The 19,151-nt window shown below is 63.6% G+C and carries 16 protein-coding genes and 1 tRNA gene; 9 read left to right on the top strand and 8 right to left on the bottom strand.

Annotated features, from left to right (window positions below; all coding sequences use genetic code 11):
* Window positions 1-3 precede the first annotated feature (3 nt).
* Together AC0NIH_RS26580 and AC0NIH_RS26585 are read right to left on the bottom strand one after the other, a co-directional pair.
* Window positions 4-1,008: an asparaginase gene (locus tag AC0NIH_RS26580; protein ID WP_473462657.1), complete on the bottom strand. Its 1,005-nt coding sequence runs from the start codon at window positions 1,006-1,008 to the stop codon at window positions 4-6.
* 25 nt (window positions 1,009-1,033) lie between these two features.
* Window positions 1,034-2,200 carry an acetyl-CoA acetyltransferase gene (locus AC0NIH_RS26585; protein ID WP_023777949.1) on the bottom strand — a complete coding sequence of 389 codons (1,167 nt, stop codon included), beginning with the start codon at window positions 2,198-2,200 and terminating at the stop codon, window positions 1,034-1,036.
* Between the two features lie 199 nt (window positions 2,201-2,399).
* On the opposite strand from AC0NIH_RS26585, the gene betI reads away from it, so the two are divergent.
* Genes betI through betB form a run of 5 tightly spaced genes read left to right on the top strand, consistent with a single transcriptional unit; the run spans window position 2,400 to window position 8,675 of the window.
* A complete protein-coding gene (betI, locus tag AC0NIH_RS26590) occupies window positions 2,400-2,990 on the top strand; it encodes a choline-binding transcriptional repressor BetI (RefSeq protein WP_287276443.1) in 591 nt (196 codons plus the stop codon).
* Entirely contained in the window at window positions 2,987-4,516 is a 1,530-nt protein-coding gene (gene betC, locus AC0NIH_RS26595) for a choline-sulfatase (RefSeq protein WP_473462660.1), read from the top strand. Before betI ends, betC begins: the two co-directional genes overlap by 4 nt.
* Window positions 4,513-5,514 carry a threonine/serine dehydratase gene (locus AC0NIH_RS26600; RefSeq protein ID WP_473462662.1) on the top strand — a complete coding sequence of 334 codons (1,002 nt, stop codon included), beginning with the start codon at window positions 4,513-4,515 and terminating at the stop codon, window positions 5,512-5,514. Before betC ends, AC0NIH_RS26600 begins: the two co-directional genes overlap by 4 nt.
* Entirely contained in the window at window positions 5,507-7,159 is a 1,653-nt protein-coding gene (gene betA / locus AC0NIH_RS26605) for a choline dehydrogenase (RefSeq protein ID WP_023764408.1), read from the top strand. Before AC0NIH_RS26600 ends, betA begins: the two co-directional genes overlap by 8 nt.
* Window positions 7,160-7,211: 52 nt before the next feature.
* Window positions 7,212-8,675, top strand: coding sequence for a betaine-aldehyde dehydrogenase (gene betB / locus AC0NIH_RS26610; RefSeq protein WP_473462665.1), 1,464 nt, complete (start codon window positions 7,212-7,214; stop codon window positions 8,673-8,675).
* A 72-nt stretch (window positions 8,676-8,747) separates the two neighbouring features.
* Here betB and AC0NIH_RS26615 read toward each other — a convergent pair whose 3' ends face one another.
* The 3 genes from AC0NIH_RS26615 to AC0NIH_RS26625 all read right to left on the bottom strand — a co-directional run bounded on the left by AC0NIH_RS26615 (window position 8,748) and on the right by AC0NIH_RS26625 (window position 12,933).
* On the bottom strand, window positions 8,748-10,985 hold the full coding sequence (locus AC0NIH_RS26615; protein WP_473462667.1) for a mannose-1-phosphate guanylyltransferase/mannose-6-phosphate isomerase: 2,238 nt from the start codon (window positions 10,983-10,985) through the stop codon (window positions 8,748-8,750).
* A 192-nt stretch (window positions 10,986-11,177) separates the two neighbouring features.
* Window positions 11,178-12,698: a phosphomannomutase/phosphoglucomutase gene (locus AC0NIH_RS26620; RefSeq protein WP_474025082.1), complete on the bottom strand. Its 1,521-nt coding sequence runs from the start codon at window positions 12,696-12,698 to the stop codon at window positions 11,178-11,180.
* A gap of 158 nt (window positions 12,699-12,856) precedes the next feature.
* Window positions 12,857-12,933, bottom strand: a tRNA-Pro gene (locus tag AC0NIH_RS26625).
* Window positions 12,934-13,204: 271 nt separating this feature from the next.
* Between AC0NIH_RS26625 and AC0NIH_RS26630 the strand changes: the two genes are divergently transcribed.
* The 4 genes from AC0NIH_RS26630 (at window position 13,205) to AC0NIH_RS26645 (ending at window position 15,234) form a co-directional block, all read left to right on the top strand.
* The gene (locus AC0NIH_RS26630) at window positions 13,205-13,492 is read left to right on the top strand and encodes a hypothetical protein (RefSeq protein ID WP_473468416.1); all 288 of its coding nucleotides are present in this window, start codon (window positions 13,205-13,207) and stop codon (window positions 13,490-13,492) included.
* Between the two features lie 618 nt (window positions 13,493-14,110).
* Window positions 14,111-14,326 carry a hypothetical protein gene (locus AC0NIH_RS26635; protein ID WP_023777276.1) on the top strand — a complete coding sequence of 72 codons (216 nt, stop codon included), beginning with the start codon at window positions 14,111-14,113 and terminating at the stop codon, window positions 14,324-14,326.
* Between the two features lie 135 nt (window positions 14,327-14,461).
* Window positions 14,462-14,773 carry a hypothetical protein gene (locus tag AC0NIH_RS26640; RefSeq protein ID WP_245264167.1) on the top strand — a complete coding sequence of 104 codons (312 nt, stop codon included), beginning with the start codon at window positions 14,462-14,464 and terminating at the stop codon, window positions 14,771-14,773.
* Window positions 14,774-14,874: 101 nt separating this feature from the next.
* The gene (locus AC0NIH_RS26645; protein WP_473468415.1) at window positions 14,875-15,234 is read left to right on the top strand and encodes a hypothetical protein; all 360 of its coding nucleotides are present in this window, start codon (window positions 14,875-14,877) and stop codon (window positions 15,232-15,234) included.
* A 40-nt stretch (window positions 15,235-15,274) separates the two neighbouring features.
* Here AC0NIH_RS26645 and AC0NIH_RS26650 read toward each other — a convergent pair whose 3' ends face one another.
* The 3 genes from AC0NIH_RS26650 to AC0NIH_RS26660 are packed head-to-tail and all read right to left on the bottom strand — an operon-like array spanning window position 15,275 to window position 18,987.
* Window positions 15,275-16,894 (bottom strand): ABC transporter ATP-binding protein, encoded by a 1,620-nt coding sequence (locus tag AC0NIH_RS26650; protein ID WP_473468413.1) that lies wholly within the window; start codon window positions 16,892-16,894, stop codon window positions 15,275-15,277.
* A gap of 55 nt (window positions 16,895-16,949) precedes the next feature.
* Complete coding sequence (locus AC0NIH_RS26655) at window positions 16,950-18,071, bottom strand: ABC transporter permease (protein ID WP_473468411.1); 1,122 nt, start codon at window positions 18,069-18,071, stop codon at window positions 16,950-16,952.
* The gene (locus AC0NIH_RS26660; protein WP_473468409.1) at window positions 18,064-18,987 is read right to left on the bottom strand and encodes an ABC transporter permease subunit; all 924 of its coding nucleotides are present in this window, start codon (window positions 18,985-18,987) and stop codon (window positions 18,064-18,066) included. Before AC0NIH_RS26660 ends, AC0NIH_RS26655 begins: the two co-directional genes overlap by 8 nt.
* Window positions 18,988-19,151: the final 164 nt, after the last annotated feature.

Below are 19,151 nucleotides of genomic sequence, written 5' to 3' on the forward strand. Positions count from 1 at the left end.
TCCTCAATCGAGGGCTGCGGTCGGCCTCAGCGCTCCGACCTTGGCGCCGATCCGGCTTTCGATCGGGGCGTTTGCCATTGCGGCCAGCTTCGCCGACAGGGCCTCGTCCGCATGCAGCAGCTTGGCAAGGACGGCAGCAGCCATGGCCTCGCCGGCGCGGCCGGCGCCATCGTCGCATTTGATCGCTATGCCGAGGCCAAGCTCGGGTATCGCGCTACAGTGGACACCTTCGGCGCCGCCTTTTGCAAAAATCCGTCCGGGTGCGGCTTCCATCAAAGCGACATCGGCACGGCCGGTGCCGGCGACAAAGAACGGTTCCGCCATGCAGGCCGAGAGCAGGCGTTTCGCGGCCTTGGCTCGCTCAGGGCCAAAGCCATTCGTCGTGGCCATGCGGGCAAAGCCGAGCGCGAAACTTTTCAGCGGCACGGCATAGGTCGGGATCGAACAGCCATCGGTCGCCCGCTCGTCCGCGCCGTGCACAGCGCCGGTCACTGCCTGCATGGCGTCGCGCACCATCTCCTGCAGAGCGTGTCCCGCCTTGACGTAGCCGCCATGCGCGATGCCGGAGTGCACGCAGGTGCAGAGAAAGCCGGAGTGCTTGCCGGAGCAGTTGTTGTGCAGCGCGTTGGGCGAGCCGCCGGCCCGAGCGAGCGCAATCTCAGCGTCGTGGTTCGAGGGCCAATGCGCACCGCATTCGAGCGCTGAGCCATCCAGCCCGGCTTTGGCCAACATCGAACGTGCCAACTCGACATGCGCCGGCTCGCCCGAATGGGACGCACAGGCGAGTGCCAGCTCGCGGTCACCGAAGCCGTAGGCATCGGCAGCACCCGTTTCGACCAGCGGCAAGGCCTGGATCGCCTTGACCGCCGAGCGTGGAAACACCGGTTTCGAGGTGTCGCCGATCTCCAGCAACGGCTTGCCGTCGGCATCGAAGACCGCGACCGCACCGCGATGCACGCTCTCGACGATGGCGCCGCGCAAGACTTCGATCAGAACCGGATTTGTCATGCCACCTCCCGTAGATGCGGGCGGTTTACCTGATCCGGTCGAGAATGGAAACGTAGTTGGCGACCGCAGCACCGCCCATGTTGAAGATGCCGCCGAGCTTTGCGCCGGGCACCTGGATGCCGCCGGCCTCGCCGACAAGCTGCATGGCGGTCAGCACGTGCATGGAGACACCGGTGGCGCCGATCGGGTGGCCCTTGGCCTTCAATCCACCGGAGGGGTTGACCGGCAGGCGGCCGTCCTTGGCCGTGGTGCCGTCCAGCGCCAGCTTCGCGCCCTCGCCCGGCCTGGCGAGGCCCATCGCTTCATACTCGATCAGTTCGGCAATGGTGAAGCAGTCATGCGTCTCGACGAAAGAGAGATCGTCGAGCGTCACGCCGGCACTCTTCAGTGCCCGGGTCCAGGCCTGCTCGCAGCCTTCGAAGGTCAGGATGTCGCGCTTCGACATCGGCAGGAAATCCTGGACATGCTCATTGGCGCGGAAGGCAACCGCCCGGCGCATTTTCAGAGCCGTCGCCGTGTCGGCGAGGATAAGGGCGGCGGCGCCGTCCGAAACCAGCGAACAGTCGGTACGCTTGAGCGGACCAGCGACAAAGGGGTTCTTCTCGCTTTCCTGCCGGCAGAACTCATAGCCGAAATCCTTGCGCATCTGCGCATAGGGATTGTCGACGCCGTTCTTGTGGTTCTTGGCGGCGATCATCGCCAGCGCGTCGGACTGGTCGCCATAGCGCTGGAAATAGGCCTGCGCGATCTTGCCGAAGACGCCGGCGAAGCCGGCCGGCGTCTCGCCATCCTCCGGCAGATATGATGCCTTCAGCAGGTTCTTGCCGATTTCGGGACCGGGCGTCGTCGTCATCTGCTCGGCACCGACCACCAGCACGACGCGAGCGGCATTGGCGTCGATGGCGCGGATGCCTTGCCTGACCGCCGCCGACCCGGTGGCGCAAGCATTCTCGACACGTGTCGCCGGCTTGAAGCGCAGCCGGTCATCAGCCTGAAGCACCAGGCTGGCGGTGAAATCCTGCGCCGAAAAGCCGGCGTTGAAATGGCCGAGGACAATCTCGTCGACTTCGTCCGGGCCGATGCCGGCATGGTCGAGTGCGTCGGTCGCCACCTTGACGATCAGGTTTTCGAGCGTCTCACCTTCGAGCTTGCCAAAGCGCGAATGCGCCCATCCGACGATGCATGCGGTCATGGCGGTCTCCATCGTTAGCGCCAGCCTGGCACTGGCTTACGGCTCACGTCGTCTGTATTGTTCAAATATAAACATTCCTGCCTCGGCAGTGAAGGGGCCGGAACCGGACAATCGCTTGGTACAGGTTGCGCCAGCGTCGATTTTTTGTTGATTGACGCGTCAATAAAAAATAATCTGCCCCGCAAAAGCCGGGAACAGCATGCCGAAAATCGGAATGGAGCCACTGCGCCGCAAGGCGCTCATTGACGCGACGATCTCGGCGATCGGCGAGCGCGGTTCGCTCGACGTGACCATGTCCGAGATCGCCGGGCGGGCTGGCGTATCCTCGGCGCTTGCCCATCACTATTTCGGCGCCAAGGACGAATTGCTGCTGGCGACGATGCGGCACATACTGGCCGAACTGACCATCGACATGCGGCGCGCTCTTCAATCCGCCACTTCCCCACGCGAACGGGTTTCGGCGGTGGTGGCCGTCAACTTCTCCGACATCCAGTTCCAGCCGCAAACCATCGCCGCATGGCTCGCCTTCTACGTCGAGGCACAGAAGTCGTCCGCGCTGCGCCGCCTGCTCAGGGTCTATGCGCGGCGGCTGCACTCGAACCTGATGAGCGGGCTCATCGGCATCCTGCCCAGGGCCGAGGCCGACCGCGCCGCCGAGGCGACTGCGGCGATGATTGACGGGCTCTATATCAGGCGAGCGTTGAAGGACGGCGTGCCCGACGCGGCGACCGCGATCGCGCTCGTCGAAGACTATCTCGAAATCAAACTCGGCGAGCGGCGGAAGCAGTGACAGCGAAGCGACCCAATTTCCTGATCGTCATGGTCGATCAGCTCAACGGAACCTTGTTCCCCGACGGGCCGGCGGACTTCCTGCATGTGCCGCATCTCACGGCGCTCGCTGCCCGCTCGGCACGCTTTGCCAACAACTACACCGCCTCGCCGCTCTGCGCGCCGGGCCGTGCCTCGTTCATGAGCGGTCAGTTGCCGTCGCGCACCGGGGTCTATGACAATGCGGCCGAATTCGCCTCGTCGATCCCGACCTTCGCCCACCATCTGCGCGCCGCCGGCTATTACACCTGCCTCTCTGGCAAGATGCATTTCGTCGGGCCGGACCAGATGCACGGTTTCGAGGAGCGCTTGACCACCGACATCTATCCGGCCGACTTCGGTTGGACGCCTGACTACCGCAAACCCGGCGAACGCATCGAATGGTGGTACCACAATCTGGGTTCGGTCACCGGCGCCGGCGTCGCCGAGACCACCAACCAGATGGAATATGACGATGAGGTCGTGTTCCTGGCCACGCAGAAGCTCTATCAGCTTTCGCGCGAACAGGACGATGCGAACCATCGGCCCTGGTGCCTCACCGTTTCGCTGTCGCACCCTCACGACCCCTATGTCGCGCGCAAGCAGTATTGGGACCTTTACGAGCATTGCCAGGCGCTCGACCCGGAAACGGGTTTTATCGCGCAGGACGAACAGGACACGCATTCGCAGCGGCTGTATCTCGCCAGCGATTACCCGTCCTTCGAGATCACGCCCGAGCAGGTACGTCGCTCGCGGCGCGGTTATTTCGCCAACATCTCCTATGTCGACGACAAGCTCGGAGAGGTTCTGGACGTCCTCAAGCGCACGCGTATGCTCGACGACACCATCATCCTGTTCTGCTCGGACCATGGCGACATGCTTGGCGAGCGCGGCCTGTGGTTCAAGATGAGCTTCTTCGAGGGCTCGGCGCGGGTGCCGCTGATGATCGCCGGCAAGGGTGTGCCAGCCGGGCTGATCGAGGCGCCGGTCTCCAATCTCGATGTGACGCCGACGCTCTGTGACCTCGCCGGCATCGACATCGATGCAATCGCGCCGTGGACCGACGGCCAGTCGCTGCTGCCGCTCACCAAAGGTGGGCAACGCAGCGCCCCTGTGTTGATCGAATATGCCGCCGAAGGCTCCTACGCGCCGCTGGTGGCGATCCGCGACGGCGGATACAAATTCATCCACTGCGAGCTCGACCCGCCGCAGCTGTTCGATCTCGAAGCCGATCCGCTGGAGCGGATCAATATGGCCAACGATCCAGCCAAGGCGGCGTTGGTGTCGGCCTTCATGGACAAGGTCCGGGCGCGCTGGGACATGGCCAAATTCGATGCCGCCGTGCGCGAGAGCCAGGCGCGGCGCTGGGTGGTCTATCCGGCGCTGCGCAACGGCGCCTATTACCCCTGGGATTTCCAGCCGCTGCAGAAGGCATCAGAGCGCTACATGCGCAACCACATGAACCTCGACAATCTCGAGGAAAGCAAAAGGTATCCGCGAGGCGAATGATGACAAGTCTTGTCCCCTCCCTCGACCATCTCAAGCAGGCCTATGCGGTCACATCCAGGGCGACGCAGATCACGCCGCTGCTGGAATCGGCGGCCCTTGCCCGCGAGACCGGTGCGGCCCGCGTCTTCGTCAAGCCGGAATCGCTGCAATGGGCGGGATCGTTCAAGATACGCGGCGCTTATTGGCGGCTGAAGCGGCTTTCCGCCGAGGAGGCGAAGAAGGGCGTCGTCGCCTATTCCTCCGGCAATTTCGCGCAAGGACTGGCGGCCGCCGGCCAGGCGCTCGGCATTCCGGTCATCATCGTCATGCCGATCGATGCGCCGGCCGCCAAGCGCGATGCCACGGCCGGCTACGGCGCACGCGTCGTGCTGACCGATCATGGCGAGCGCGCGCGTGAAGAGGTTGCCGCCGCCAAGGCGCGCGAGATCGCCGAGACGGAAGGCCTGGCACTGCTGCATCCGTTCGACGATCCGGAGATCGTCGCCGGCCAGGCGGGCGCCGGCCTCGAGGCGCTCGACCAGCTCTCGGCCAAGGACGCCAGCGCCGACCTGTTGTTCTGCTCGGTCGGCGGCGGCGGACTGATCGGCGGCGTGTCGCTCGCATTCCATTATCTGTCGCCGGCAACCGAGATCATTGGCGTCGAGCCCGAAGGTTTCAATGGCATGGGTTCATCGCTGGCGCATGGCAGCATCGAAACCATGCCGATCGGCCCGAAGTCGATCTGCGACGGATTGATGTCGCGGCGGCCGGGCGACGCGCCCTTCGCGGCGGTCAAGACTGCCGGCGTTCGTGGCATCACGGTCGACGATCAATCGGTGCGGCGCGCCATGCGGATCGCCTTCGAGCGGATGAAGCTGGTGCTCGAACCGTCGGGTGCTGCGTCGCTGGCGGCGTTGCTCGGCGGCAAGGTGGATGTGCGGGGCAAGACCGTGCTCGTGGTGGCAACCGGCGGCAACGTCTCGCTCGCCGATTTTATGGCGCATATGAACCATGCTTGAAGCGGATTTCGTCATCATCGGCTCCGGCTCGGCCGGCTCGGCCATGGCCTACAGGCTGTCGGAGGACGGCAAGCATTCTGTGATCGTCATCGAGTTCGGCGGCTCGGATATCGGCCCGCTGATCCAGATGCCGTCGGCGCTGTCGATCCCGCTCAACATGAGCCTCTACGACTGGGGCTTTGCCAGCGAGCCGGAGCCGCATCTGGGTGGCCGCGTGCTGGCGACGCCGCGCGGCAAGGTGATCGGCGGTTCATCCTCGATCAACGGCATGGTCTATGTGCGCGGCCACGCCCGTGACTTCGACCATTGGGCCGAACAGGGGGCGGCCGGCTGGGGCTTCGCCGACGTCCTTCCCTACTTCAAGCGCATGGAGGATTCGGACGGCGGCGAGGATGGCTGGCGCGGCCGCGGCGGGCCGCTGCACGTGCAGCGCGGCTCACGGCGCAATCCACTTTATGGCGCCTTCGTCGACGCGGGCCGCCAGGCCGGGTTCGAACTGACCGACGATTACAACGGATCGAAGCAGGAAGGCTTCGGACCGATGGAGCAGACCATCCAGGGCGGCCGCCGCTGGTCGGCGGCATCAGCCTATCTGAGGCCGGCGCTCAGGCGCAAAAACGTGAGTGTGGTCAAGGGCTTTGCCCGCCGGGTGATCATCGAGAATCAACGCGCCATCGGCGTCGAGATCGAAGCTCACAAACAGATTCAGGTCGTTAAGGCGCGACGCGAGGTGATCGTCGCCGCCTCGTCGATCAATTCGCCCAAGATCCTGATGCTGTCCGGCATCGGCCCGGCCGAGCATTTGCGCGAAAACGGCATTGCCGTGCTCGCCGACAGGCCCGGCGTCGGCCGCAATCTGCAGGATCACATGGAGCTCTACATCCAGCAGGAATCGACCAAGCCGATCACGCTCAATTCGGTGCTGAACCCGTTCTCGAAGGCGCTCATCGGCGCGCAATGGCTGTTCTTCAAGTCGGGCCTCGGCGCCACCAACCATTTCGAGGCAGCCGCCTTCGTACGCTCGCGCGCCGGCATCGACTATCCCGATATCCAGTACCACTTCATCCCGGCGGCGGTTCGCTATGACGGCAAGGCGGCGGCCAAGTCGCATGGTTTCCAGGCGCATGTCGGGCCGATGCGCTCGAAGTCGCGCGGCTCGGTGACGCTGCGGTCGCCGGATCCGAAATCGAAGCCGGTGATCCGCTTCAACTACATGTCGCATCCGGACGACTGGGTGGAGTTCCGCCACTGCATCCGGCTGACCCGCGAAATCTTCGGCCAGACGGCATTCGATGCCTATCGCGGCCAGGAAATCTCGCCGGGCAGCCATGTGCAGTCGGACGACGATCTCGATGTCTTCATCAGGGATCACGCCGAAAGCGCCTACCATCCCTGCGGCACCTGCAAGATGGGGCGCGCCGACGATGCGATGAGCGTCGTCGATCCGGAGTGCCGGGTGATCGGCGTCGAAGGATTGCGGGTCGCGGACTCCTCGATCTTCCCGCGCGTCACCAACGGCAATCTCAATGCACCGTCGATCATGACCGGCGAAAAGGCTTCCGACCACATACTGGGCCGCACGCCACTGGCGCCGTCCAACCAGGAACCATGGATCAATCCGCGCTGGCAGGCGTCGGACAGATAGAGCATGATCCGGCGAACGTCCGGCCCAGGCGAATAGAATTTGGAGACTTCCCATGCGCGCCCAGCCCACGGCATCGCACTATGTCAACGGACGCTACGTTGACGACGAGCAAGGCGCGCCGCTGCCGGTCATCTATCCGGCCACCGGCGAGACCATCGCCATGCTGCGCGCGGCGACGCCGAACGTGCTGGAGTTGGCCATCGAGGCCGCACGGGCAGCACAACCCGCCTGGGCGCGGCTGAAGCCGGTCGAGCGCGGCCGCATCCTGCGCCGCGCTGCCGACATTTTGCGCGCCCGCAACGCCGACCTTGCCCGCATCGAGACGCTCGACACCGGCAAGGCGATCCAGGAAACGCTGGTAGCGGACGCGCCTTCAGCAGCCGATTGCCTTGAATATTTCGGCAGCGCGGTCGCCGCCTACAATGGCGAATCCGTTGACCTCGGCGGCCCCTTCGCCTATACGCGGCGCGAGGCCCTCGGCGTCTGCGTCGGCATCGGCGCCTGGAATTATCCGATCCAGATCGCCGGCTGGAAGTCCGCGCCCGCACTCGCCATGGGCAACGCCATGGTGTTCAAGCCATCGGAAAACACACCGCTGTCGGCGCTGGCGCTGGCCGAGATCTACAGCGAGGCCGGCCTGCCCGACGGGCTGTTCAACGTCGTGCAGGGTTATGGCGATGTCGGCGCAGGCCTCGTCGGCCACGATGTCGTCGCCAAGGTTTCGGTGACCGGCTCGGTGCCGACCGGCCGCAAGGTGCTGGCGCTTGCCGGCTCCAAGATGAAGCACGCGACGATGGAGCTCGGCGGCAAGTCGCCGCTGATCGTCTTCGACGACGCCGACATCGAAAACGCCATTGGCGGTGCCATGCTCGGCAATTTCTATTCCACCGGCCAGATCTGCTCCAACGGCACGCGCGTCTTCGTGCAGAGCGGCATTCACGACCGCTTTGTCGAAAGGCTGGTCGAGCGGACCAAGAAAATCCGTATCGGCGATCCACTCGATCCCGAGACCCAGATGGGGCCGCTGGTCTCGAAAGCGCAGCATGAGAAGGTTGTCGGCTATATCGGCACCGGCAAGCAGGATGGCGCCACGCTGGCTTGCGGCGGCAACGTGCCTTCGCTGCAAGGTTTCGATGGCGGCTTCTTCGTCGAGCCGACCGTGTTCACCGGCGTCACCGACACCATGCGCATCGCCCGGGAGGAGATTTTCGGACCTGTCATGAGCGTGCTGAAGTTCGACGGCGAGGACGAGGTGATCGACCGCGCCAACGATACCGAATTCGGCCTTGCCGCCGGCGTGTTCACCCGCGACCTGCCGCGCGCCCACCGCGTCATCTCCGAGCTGCAGGCGGGCACCTGCTGGATCAATGCCTACAATCTGACGCCAGTCGAAATCCCGTTCGGCGGCTTCAAGCAGTCCGGCATAGGGCGGGAAAATTCGCTGGCGGCGCTGGCACTCTACTCGCAGCTGAAATCGGTCTATGTCGAGACGGGGGACGTGGCGGCGCCTTATTGAGAGGTCGGCGGGACAGCGCCCCCTCTGTCCGGCAGGACAGAGGGGGGCGTGAAGGGATGAGGCGGTCGTCAACTAGCTTCTCTCCGCCGTCCCGTCCAGATACTGCGTCAGCGCGCAGACCAGGTGATAGAAAATGCTGGCTGGAACGTCGGATGCCAAGGAGCGGCCGCGCTCGTCGATGCGGTCGATCCACAGCCCCAGCGGCGCCGGATCGATGTGCCAGCGGAACAGCCGGCCGACGCGCGCCTCTATCTCCGGCTTGAGATCGGGACCGCCGGAGCCATTCAGCGCAATTGCCGCCTTGACCGCTTCAGCCTGCGGCCAACTGCGTGACGCCAGGTCGAGAGGCAGGCCTTGCCGCGAGACCGCGCCATAGGCAAGGCCTGTGGCGCGGTTGAGACCGCTGGCGATTGCCGAGGCGTAGAGTTTCCTGGCGAAGCCGCGCAATTCGGCCTGGCCGCTGCGCTCGGCAAAATCGACCAGCAGCGAAGCCCACTCGAAGTGATGGCCAGGCTCGGTCCAGAGCCCCTTGTCACCAGCGGCCGGCTTCCATTCGGCGTCGAAATATTCGCCGAGCGTCCAGCTTTCAGGATCGAAGAAATGACTGCGGAAAAGGTCGATGATGCGTGCGGCACGGCGCAGATGGGCACGCTCGCCAGTGGCCTGATGCCAAGCCAGGAAAGCCTCGAGCAGATGCATGTGCGGGTTGGAGCGCCGCTCGCCCTCCCCGTCCGATGTCTCGAGGAATCCGGTCATGCGGCTGTCCTCGAGATGGGCATCGAGAAAAGCGAAGGTTTCCTCGCCGAGCCGAAGGGCATCCGGATTGCCCGACATATGTGCATGCGCCAGCGCCAGCAAAACGCAGGAATGGTCGTAGGCATCCTCGGTGGCATCGGCAACGGAGCCGTCGACATTCAGCGTGCGCACCCAACCGCCGCGGTCGGTGCGCCCCTTCCCTGCCATGAAGTCGATGCCATGTGCGATCAGCCGGTCGGCAGGACCATCCCAACCGCGAGCGCTGGCGACGGCGAAGGCATAGACCTGGCGAGCCTGCGTGCGCATGCGTTTGGGCTTGATCAACGGGGAGCCGTCAAAGCCAAGCGCTTCGTGGAAGCCGCCGTGGCGCTCGTCGACACCTGATGTCGACCACAATGGTAAGGTTTCCTGAAACAGCCAGTGATGCACGCGCCGCCGCCAGGCGCCGCTTTCAATGACGCGATCATGGGCAGGCGTAAACCGTGTTTCGAGCCGGCCCGACCTCTCCAACTGCTCGACGACTTTCTTGACGTGCTGGCTGTGGCTGACAGGAGCGACGAAAGTGGCGTCAGCGGTCGAAACGATGGCAACGTCCTTCATGCCGATGGCGGACAAGAGGCGACCGTCGCCGCGGATGTACGAATTTTCGCAATCAATGGCGACGACATCGCCGACAATGACATTGCCCCTGCTGTCGGACGGGCCGACATCGAGCAGCGATTGCCAGGAGCCAAGATCGTTCCACCGGAAATCGGCCGGCACCATCGCGATGTCCTTCGCCCGCTCCATGATGGCGTAGTCGATCGAATTGGACGGGATGGCCGCGTAGAGCTCCAGCGGCATATAGAGGCCGGACAGATCCGATGTCGCCGCCCTGTAGGCTGCTTCGGTGGCCTGCCAGATGTCCGGCTGGAAGGCGGCAAATGCATCTCGCATGGCGCTGGCGCGAAACAGGAAGATGCCGGTGTTCCAGTAGAAATTTCCGGCTTTGAGATAGCCTTGCGCAGTCGCAAGGTCCGGCTTTTCGACGAAGCGTGAGACGTCGAAGATGCCGCCACTTTCGGCCGCGACCTCGATATAGCCATAGCCGGTTTCGGGTTGCGCCGGCTTTATGCCGAACACCACAAGTCGGCCTGCGCGTGCCGCCTCGGCACCCGCCTCTATGCTCTGCCAGAATTGCCTTGCCGTCGATATTTCGTGGTCCGACGGCACCACCAGGACCAGGCTGTCGCCGAACTCGGACAAAGTGCGCAGCGTCGCCAGCGCGACGGCGGCAGCGGTGTTTCGCCCCGTGGGCTCGAACAGCGGACCGCCGCCGGCGAGATCGAGGCCGGCAAGATCGGCATGCACACGTTCGGCATGGCGCTCCGACGCGATCAGGAAGATCGGCGTTTCGCCGCCGGATCTTGCCGCCAGCCGACGCAAGGTCTTGGCCAGCATCGAGCCATCGCCCGACAGGTCATGGAACTGCTTGGGATTGTCCTCGCGTGACAGCGGCCAGAGCCGCGAGCCAACGCCGCCGCTCATGACAAAACTGACAATTCGATCGGTCATTCGGGTCTCGTATTCAAAAAAGCGGCGGTTGGCGCCCGACACAAGCCTTTAGCCCGTGTTCGTCCAGTTGGAAATGCGGCAACTCCTATCGGTTCGCGATGTCGACAGGGATCGGTTCTGCGACATTTCCACTGGTGATGGTGGCTTCGGCCTCATGCGTCGAGATCGAGGTCAGGCTGGCCGAATCACAGCTCAGAAAGTCTGGTTGTAGGCGCCGACTTCGGGGCTGCGGCGCAGCACGGCGTCGACGGCCTCGAACATCTGGCGGCGACGCTGCGACGAGACCGGGCTTTCGACGACCACGACGAGCTCAGGCTTGTTCGAAGACGCCCGCACCAGCCCCCAGGTGCCGTCCTCGGCGACGACACGCACGCCGTTGACGGTGATCAGGTCCGATATCTTCTGGCCGGCGAAAGCGGCGCCGTCTCGCATCATCGCCTGAAAGTCGGAGACGACCCGCTCGACCACGCCATACTTCACGTCGTCCGCGCAGTGCGGCGACATGGTCGGTGTGCCGAAGGTCAGCGGCAGCGCACGGTAGAGGTCGGCCATCGAGCTGTCCGGATTGCGGTCGAGCATCTGGCAGATGGCGATGGCCGTGACCAGCCCATCGTCATAGCCGCGCCCGATCGGCGGGTTGAAGAAGAAATGCCCCGATTTCTCGAAGCCGGCGACGGCGCCGAGTTCGGCGACACGCCGCTTGATGTAGGAGTGGCCGGTCTTCCAGTAGTCGGTGACGGCGCCATTGGCCTTGAGCACGCTGTCGGTGTTGAACAGCCCGGTCGACTTGACGTCGACCACGAAGGTCGAACCCGGGTGCTGGCCGGAGATGTCGCGCGCGAGCATCACGCCGACCTTGTCGGCAAAAATCTCGTTGCCTTCATTGTCGACGACGCCGCAGCGGTCGCCGTCGCCGTCAAAACCCAGCCCAACATCGGCGCCGGTCTCCAGAACCTTGTCCCTTATGGCATGCAGCATCTGCATGTCTTCGGGGTTGGGGTTGTAGCGTGGAAAGGTGTGGTCGAGTTCGGTATCGAGCGGGATCACCTCGCAGCCGATGCGCTGCAACGCTTGCGGGGCAAAGGCGCCGGCGGTGCCGTTGCCGCAGGCGGCGACCACTTTCAGCTTTCGCGCGATACGCTTGTCCCTGGTCAGGTCGTCGAGATAGGTGGCGCGAAAATCGCGGATGAAATCATAGGAACCACCGCCGACAAGGTCGAAATCTCCGGCCTGCACGATCGCCTTCAGCGCGCTCATCTCCTCGGGTCCGAAGGTCAGTGGCCGCGCCGCTCCCATCTTGACGCCGGTCCAGCCATTTTCGTTGTGCGAGGCGGTGACCATGGCCACCGACGGGGTTTCTAGCGCGAACTGGGCGAAATAGGCCATTGGCGACAGCGCCAGGCCGATATCCCTCACCCGTGCGCCCGCGGCCATCAATCCGGACACCAGCGCCAGCTTGATCGACAATGAATAGGAACGGAAATCATGCCCGGTGACGATGTCGGGGCCGGCGCCGAGACGGCGGATCAGCGTGCCAAGCCCCATGCCGAGCGCCTGGACACCGATCAGGTTGAGCTCCGGCGGCACAGCCGAACCGGGGTAGCCAAACCACCAGCGGGCGTCATATTCGCGGAAGCCGGATGGCTTTATCAGCGCCTCGGTTTCGAATTCGAAGCTGTTGGGCAAGGCCTCGCCGACGATCCTGGGGGTCAAGACTGGAAAACTCCAAATGGCTGGAACACAAATTGTCGAGGGTCGTGGCTACCATAGGCTTCAAGCCGTGTTTACCCCCAAAACGCGTGGCGTTTGAGGTGAAACGTCTTGCCTTGTTTTCAGGAGGGCGCCGAAGTCGGGATGCGCCAATGCGTTTCTGGTCGGAGTGGCAGGATTTGAACCTGCGACCCCCTCGTCCCGAACGAGGTGCGCTACCAGGCTGCGCTACACTCCGTGACCAGACCGCGGGCTTATAGCCGCCACACCTCGTTCCTGCAAGCGGCAATGGCAGCACTTCTGTCGCATTTCGTCTGCTTTCGCCGCAGATGGTGCGGACACCAGGGTTTCCCAACTATCGTGGCCGAGACGCAGCCTCGTCCAGGCCATTGACGATGTGATCGCCCGTCCATCAACCCAGCCGTCCTCATCCAGCCCTGAACCGGAACCAAAGCGGACCAGCAGCGGTTATCCAAGGAAGGGCTAATCAAGGCAATGGAGAAATTACAATGAAAACAATGGCCATGTGCGCTTTGGCGCTTTGCATCGGATTGCCGGCAGTGGCTTCGGCAGCCGAGACCGATGTCGTTATCAGGACCCACCATCGACACCACAACAACGTCAAGATCATCAACGAGTACGGCCAGCGCCTGCATCATCGCCGCCACGGTACAGTTGCATTCTACGACCATGGCCGCCGGCATCATCGTCGGGACACTGTGATTGTCACGGGCTCCGTCTCGACCTACCGTCACCATCACCGTCACCCCGTAGTGATCGACAACGGCGGATACTGATCACCGCCCGTCTGGCCCGGCTCGCCGATCGAGCCGGGCCAGCCAGACGCCCTACAGCGTCCCGCGCACAAAGCTCGACGATGGCTCTCATGCGGCGCCACGCCGCAAAAGCCGTCATTCAACATTGAAACCTGCAGAATCCGACTTGCTGCCCCCCAAAGGGCCGCGGATTGCGGCTCCCACCAGAAATCGAGGGTTCGCTCGCCACATCACTCATCACATGAGAGCGGCGAGCGAACCCTATCGGCGCAGGAAGGGACGTGGCTGCGCCAATTGCAAAACCTTGGCCCGTTCTCCTCCTTGGCCGGTTCTCCTGGGTGCTCAGCCGAGGGCTATCCCGATAGCCATCAAGGTGATGGCCGCGGCGAAGACCGGTGCGAGCAACCAACGCGCCTGGCCAACACTCTTTTCCATCAGCTTCCTCCCACGATCGTGCAGCGGACAACGGCGGCAAACAGCTGCTGTTCCGCGCGGCGTCCCCGGCAAGACCATTGCCCTTTGCGATCAGACCTAGGTCTGGCAGCCCATCCGACCGAAGCCCAACTTGGAACGGCTGTACACGATCCTAATTTGGTTGATTGGGCGGGAAGACAATCGAATAAAGCGGAAATGAAGAGCATGTCGAATCGTGAGACCGCAAGATCCCATGCCTTAAGCACACGCGTGCACGACCTCAGGACCAAGATGCAGGAGGCTCGGATCACCGAGGACGAAATGAAGACCTTCCAAAGGGTCGCGGCCGCGATGGAAGACGGCCAGGGCCAAATCGATGGCGATGATCTGATCGCCGCATCCTTCGTTGCCGACACGGTGCTGGACAAAAACGCGCCCTGAATGACCATGCCGACAATTAGCAGGCTTTTTGATTCCCATGCCGAAGCAGCCAGGGTCACAGGCGCCTTGGTGGCGGCCGGAGTTCCCCGCGTACAGATTGCCGTCATCGGGCCCTACCATGACGAAGTCGGAGTCTTGAAGACACCTTCTGTCCTGCTTGGCGCGGTCGCCGGGGCGTCGGCCTGCCTGGGCGCTGTCGCAGTCCTAGGCATCAATCCTCTGCCTGCCGGATTGCCGGCAGCGGCGCTGATCGGCGCGATCTGCGGCGGCGGTGCCGGCGCACTGCTCGGGACATTCGTTACGACCACCATCGAGCCGGATGATCGGAGCGTTGCCGAGGGGATCGTTCTGGTGACGGCCCATGTCGATGAAAACGAGGCCGACATCGCCCAGGCAGTGCTCGGCGGTGGAGCCTCCGGGACCGGATGCGTCGCCAAGGCAGCGTGAGCACGGACTGCGTGCTCGACAGCAGGCGCAAACTTTGACGACATGGGCATCGAACCTAAGTGTGGTATGAGGGGCCGGTAGACGGCGAGCCGGATGCGGACATGAATTTGATTTCAATGGCAAAGCCGGCACCGGTTGTTTTGGTTGCACTGCTTCTCGTCGCCGGCTTTTTCTTAGCCGGTTGCTCATCAATCGGCAGGACGGTGGACGCGGCCAAATACGACAAAATGAGCTGCACCGAGCTCAACAGCGCACTGGGCGAAAACGCCGGCGAAATCTCGCAGGTGGCGATCACGCGCGGCAAGGTCGCCAACACCAGCGTGCCGCGCTGGCTGCTGGGTGGTTCGCGGGTGAAGACGGCGGTCGCAAACCGCGAGACGGCGAGGATCGACCAATTGAAGCAACGGCACGATGCCATTGTCGCCGCACGGGCGCGCAGGTGCCCGAGGTCGGCGAGCTGAGCAAACAGACGCCGCCACGATGATTGTCTGAAGCGACGTTTCAGGCGCTCAACCGGAACCGCGTGACATCGATTGCCGCATTCATCAGCGTCTGGGTGTAGGCAGCTCGCGGATTGCTGAAGATCGCCTCGGTCGGCCCCTCCTCGACGATCTTGCCCTGCTTCATGACGATGATGTAGTCGGCCATGGCGCGCACCACGGCAAGGTCGTGGCTGATGAACAGGTAGGACAATTCGTGGTCGGCCTGCAGCTTGCGCAACAGTTCGACGATTTGTTTTTGCACCGAGCGGTCGAGCGCCGAGGTCGGTTCGTCAAGCACGACCATCTTGGGTTTCAGGATCATGGCACGCGCAATGGCGATGCGCTGCCTTTGTCCGCCCGAGAATTCATGCGGGTAGCGATTGCGCGCGTTTGGATCGAGGCCAACTTCGCGCAGGGCTTCGACCGCGCGCTGGTCGCGCTGCTTGCCCGAAAGATCAGGCTCATGCACCAGGAGCCCTTCGGTGATGACCTGGCCGACGGTCATGCGCGGCGATAGCGAGCCGAACGGATCCTGGAAGACCAGTTGCATCTGGCGCCGCAGCGGCCGCATCGCCTGCCGGTCGGCCGTGGAAATGTCGCGATCGCCGAAACGAATGAGCCCGTCGCTCGGCAACAGCCGCAGCAAAGCGCGGCCGAGCGTGGATTTTCCCGAGCCGGATTCGCCGACAATGCCGATCGTCTGGTTGCGCTGCAGCCGGATCGAAATGTCGTCGACGGCGCGCAGCATCAACGGTTCGCCGGCGAGGAAGCCGCCGCCGATCCTGAACGTGACTTCGACATTCCTGCCTTCGAGCACCACGGGCGCATTGGCGGACGGTGGCGCCTTGGTTCCCGTCGGCTCGGCCGCCAGCAGCATCTTGGTGTAGGCATGCTGCGGGGCGACGAAGATCGCTTCCGCCTCGCCTTCCTCGACGACCTCGCCCTGGCGCATGACATAGACCCGGTCGGCGAAGCGCCGGACGATGCCAAGATCGTGGGTGATGAATACGATCGCCATGCCAAGCTTGCGCTGCAATTCGGCCAGAAGCATCAGGATCTGCGCCTGGATGGTCACGTCGAGCGCCGTCGTCGGCTCGTCGGCGATCAGGATGTCAGGGTCGTTGGCGAGCGCCATGGCGATCATCACGCGCTGGCGCTGACCGCCGGACATTTCGTGCGGATAGGATTTCATCCGCCGCTCCGGATCTGGAATATGCACCAGCCGCAGCAGCTTGAGCGCCTCCTCATGCGCCTCGGCGGCATTCAATCCGCGATGCCGACGGATCGGTTCGATCAGCTGGTTGCCGATCGAATAAAGCGGATCGAGCGAGGTCATCGGCTCCTGGAAGATCATGCTGATCTTGCGGCCGCGGACCTTGTTCAGCTCGGACTTGCTCAGTGCCAGGAGGTTGCGGCCGCGATAGTCGACACTGCCCGATGCTTCGCCGTTGGAGGCCAGCAGGCTCATCGCCGCCATCATCGTCTGGCTCTTGCCGGAGCCGGACTCGCCGACCACGGCAACGGTCTCGCCCGCATTGACGTGGATGTTGATGCCCTTCACCGCTTCGACGGCGCCGTCGAGTGTGCGGAAGCGGACGCGCAGGTCCTTGACGCTGAGGATGGTTTCGGCAGCAGCCATGTCAACGGTCCCCATCTCTATCGATCGCTATCATCTCTATCGATCGCTATCATCTCTATCGATCTCTTGGGTCGAGCGCGTCGCGCAGGCCGTCGCCGACGAAATTCAGGGCAAACAGCGTCGAGACGAGGAAGAAGGCGGGAAACAAGAGCAGCCAGTTGGCCGTGCCGATGTTCTTGGCGCCGACCGAGATCAGCACGCCCCAGCTGGTCATCGGCTCCTGGATGCCAAGCCCCAGGAACGACAGGAAGCTCTCCAGGATGATGACCTGCGGCACCAGCAGCGTCATGTAGATCACGACGGGACCAAGCAGGTTGGGGATGACATGGCGCAGCAGGATGCCGCGCTGGCCGACGCCCATGGCTTCGGCCGCCTGGACATATTCCTGGCGGCGGATCGACAGCGCCTGGCCACGCACGATGCGCGCCATGTCGAGCCATAGTACCGCGCCGACCGCCAGGAACATCAGCACGAAGTTGCGGCCGAAGAACACCACCAGCATGATGACGAAGAAGATGAACGGCAACGAATAGAGCACGTCGACGATGCGCATCATCACTTCGTCGACCTTGCCGCCGGCGAAGCCGGCCGTGGCTCCGTAGATCACCCCGATCACCACCGCCACGACACCCGCAAGAAGGCCGATGGCCAGCGATATCCGCCCGGCCATCAGTGTGCGCGAGAGAAGATCGCGGCCGGTGTTGTCGGTGCCGAACAGGAAATACTGCTGCTTGACCGACGTGCTCATCGTCACTTCGAGGCCGTCGGGCGACTTGCTCTCGATCTTGGTGTTGTCGAAGGCGTCGGACCGGTCGAGGTAGCGGATGTTGCGATCGTCGATCGGCTTCGTCGAGGTGACGGTGACCGTGACGCGCTCGCCGTCCTGCTTCCATTCCTTGATTTCGACCCGCATGCGCCTGATCGCGTCATTGAGTGCCGTCTCGATCATATCTGCCTTGGGATAGGCCGTGAAGCTCGGCGGCGTGCGCACATAGTCGGCATAGATAGTCGTGTACTGATGCGGCACGAACCAGGGGCCGAACACGCTGATGATCGCGACAAAGGCCAGGTAATAAAGACTGAACATGGCGGCGCGATTGGCCTTGAGACGCGCCCACGCGTCGCCCCAGAGCGAGCGGCCGACGATGACGGGGGCCGAGGCTGCGATATCAGTCATAGCGCACCCTCGGATCGGCGACCGCGTACATGACGTCGACGATCAGGTTGAAGACGATGGTGAAGATGGCGATCACCACCACCGTTCCCATCACCAGCGTATAGTCGCGGTTGAGGGCGGCATCGACGAAATAGCGGCCGACGCCTGGAATGGAAAAGATCGTCTCGACGATGACCGAACCGGTCAACAGCGCCGCCGCCGCCGGGCCGGTGAACGAGACGATCGGCAAGATGGCGCCACGCAGCGCGTGCTTGACCACCACCGACCAGTCGGAGAGGCCGAGGGCGCGGGCGGTGCGGATATGGTGGGAGCGCAGCGATTCGATCATCGAGCCGCGCATCAGGCGGGCAACGATGGCGATCTGTGGCAAGGCAAGGGTGAGCACCGGGCCGATCTTGTTGATGAAGGCGCCATCGCCCCACCCGCCGATCGGCAACAGCTTCCAGGTCAGCCCGAACAGAAGCTGGATCACCGGCGCGATGACGAAGGTCGGGATGGTGCTGCCGGCGGTCGCCAGCGCGATCACCGCGTAATCGCCAAGCTTGTTCTGGTTCAGTGCGGCGACGGTGCCGAGCACACTGCCGAGCAGCAGCGCCAGGATCAGCGCCGAGGCGCCGAGCTGGATGGATATAGGCAGGCCCTTGGCAAACAGTTCGGTGACGGTGAAATCCGGCATGTTGTAACTCGGGCCGAAATTGCCGCGCAGGAGATTGCCGAGATAGTGGACGTATTGCAGCCAGAGCGGGTCGTTGAGGCCGAATTGGGCTTCAAGGTTGGCCTTGATCTCGGGGCTCAGCCCGCGCTCCTGGTTGAACGGGCCGCCCGGCGCGACGCGCATCAGGAAAAACGCCATCGTCACGATGACGAACAGCGTCGGAATGGCGGTCAAAAGCCGCCGGAATACGTATCGCAGCATCGGTGCCCCGCTTGATCCGGAGCTCGCGCGTCCAGTCGGACGATTGCGCTCCAGCCTTCAATCTTCGCACCGGATGTCCCGAAAATCGATTGCGCTTTCCGGACCGATGCGATGGCAAACCAGCACCGCCGCGCACTCGAAGCGCGCGGCGGGCCTGGCCAGGG

This window comes from Mesorhizobium sp. WSM1386, assembly GCF_055901595.1.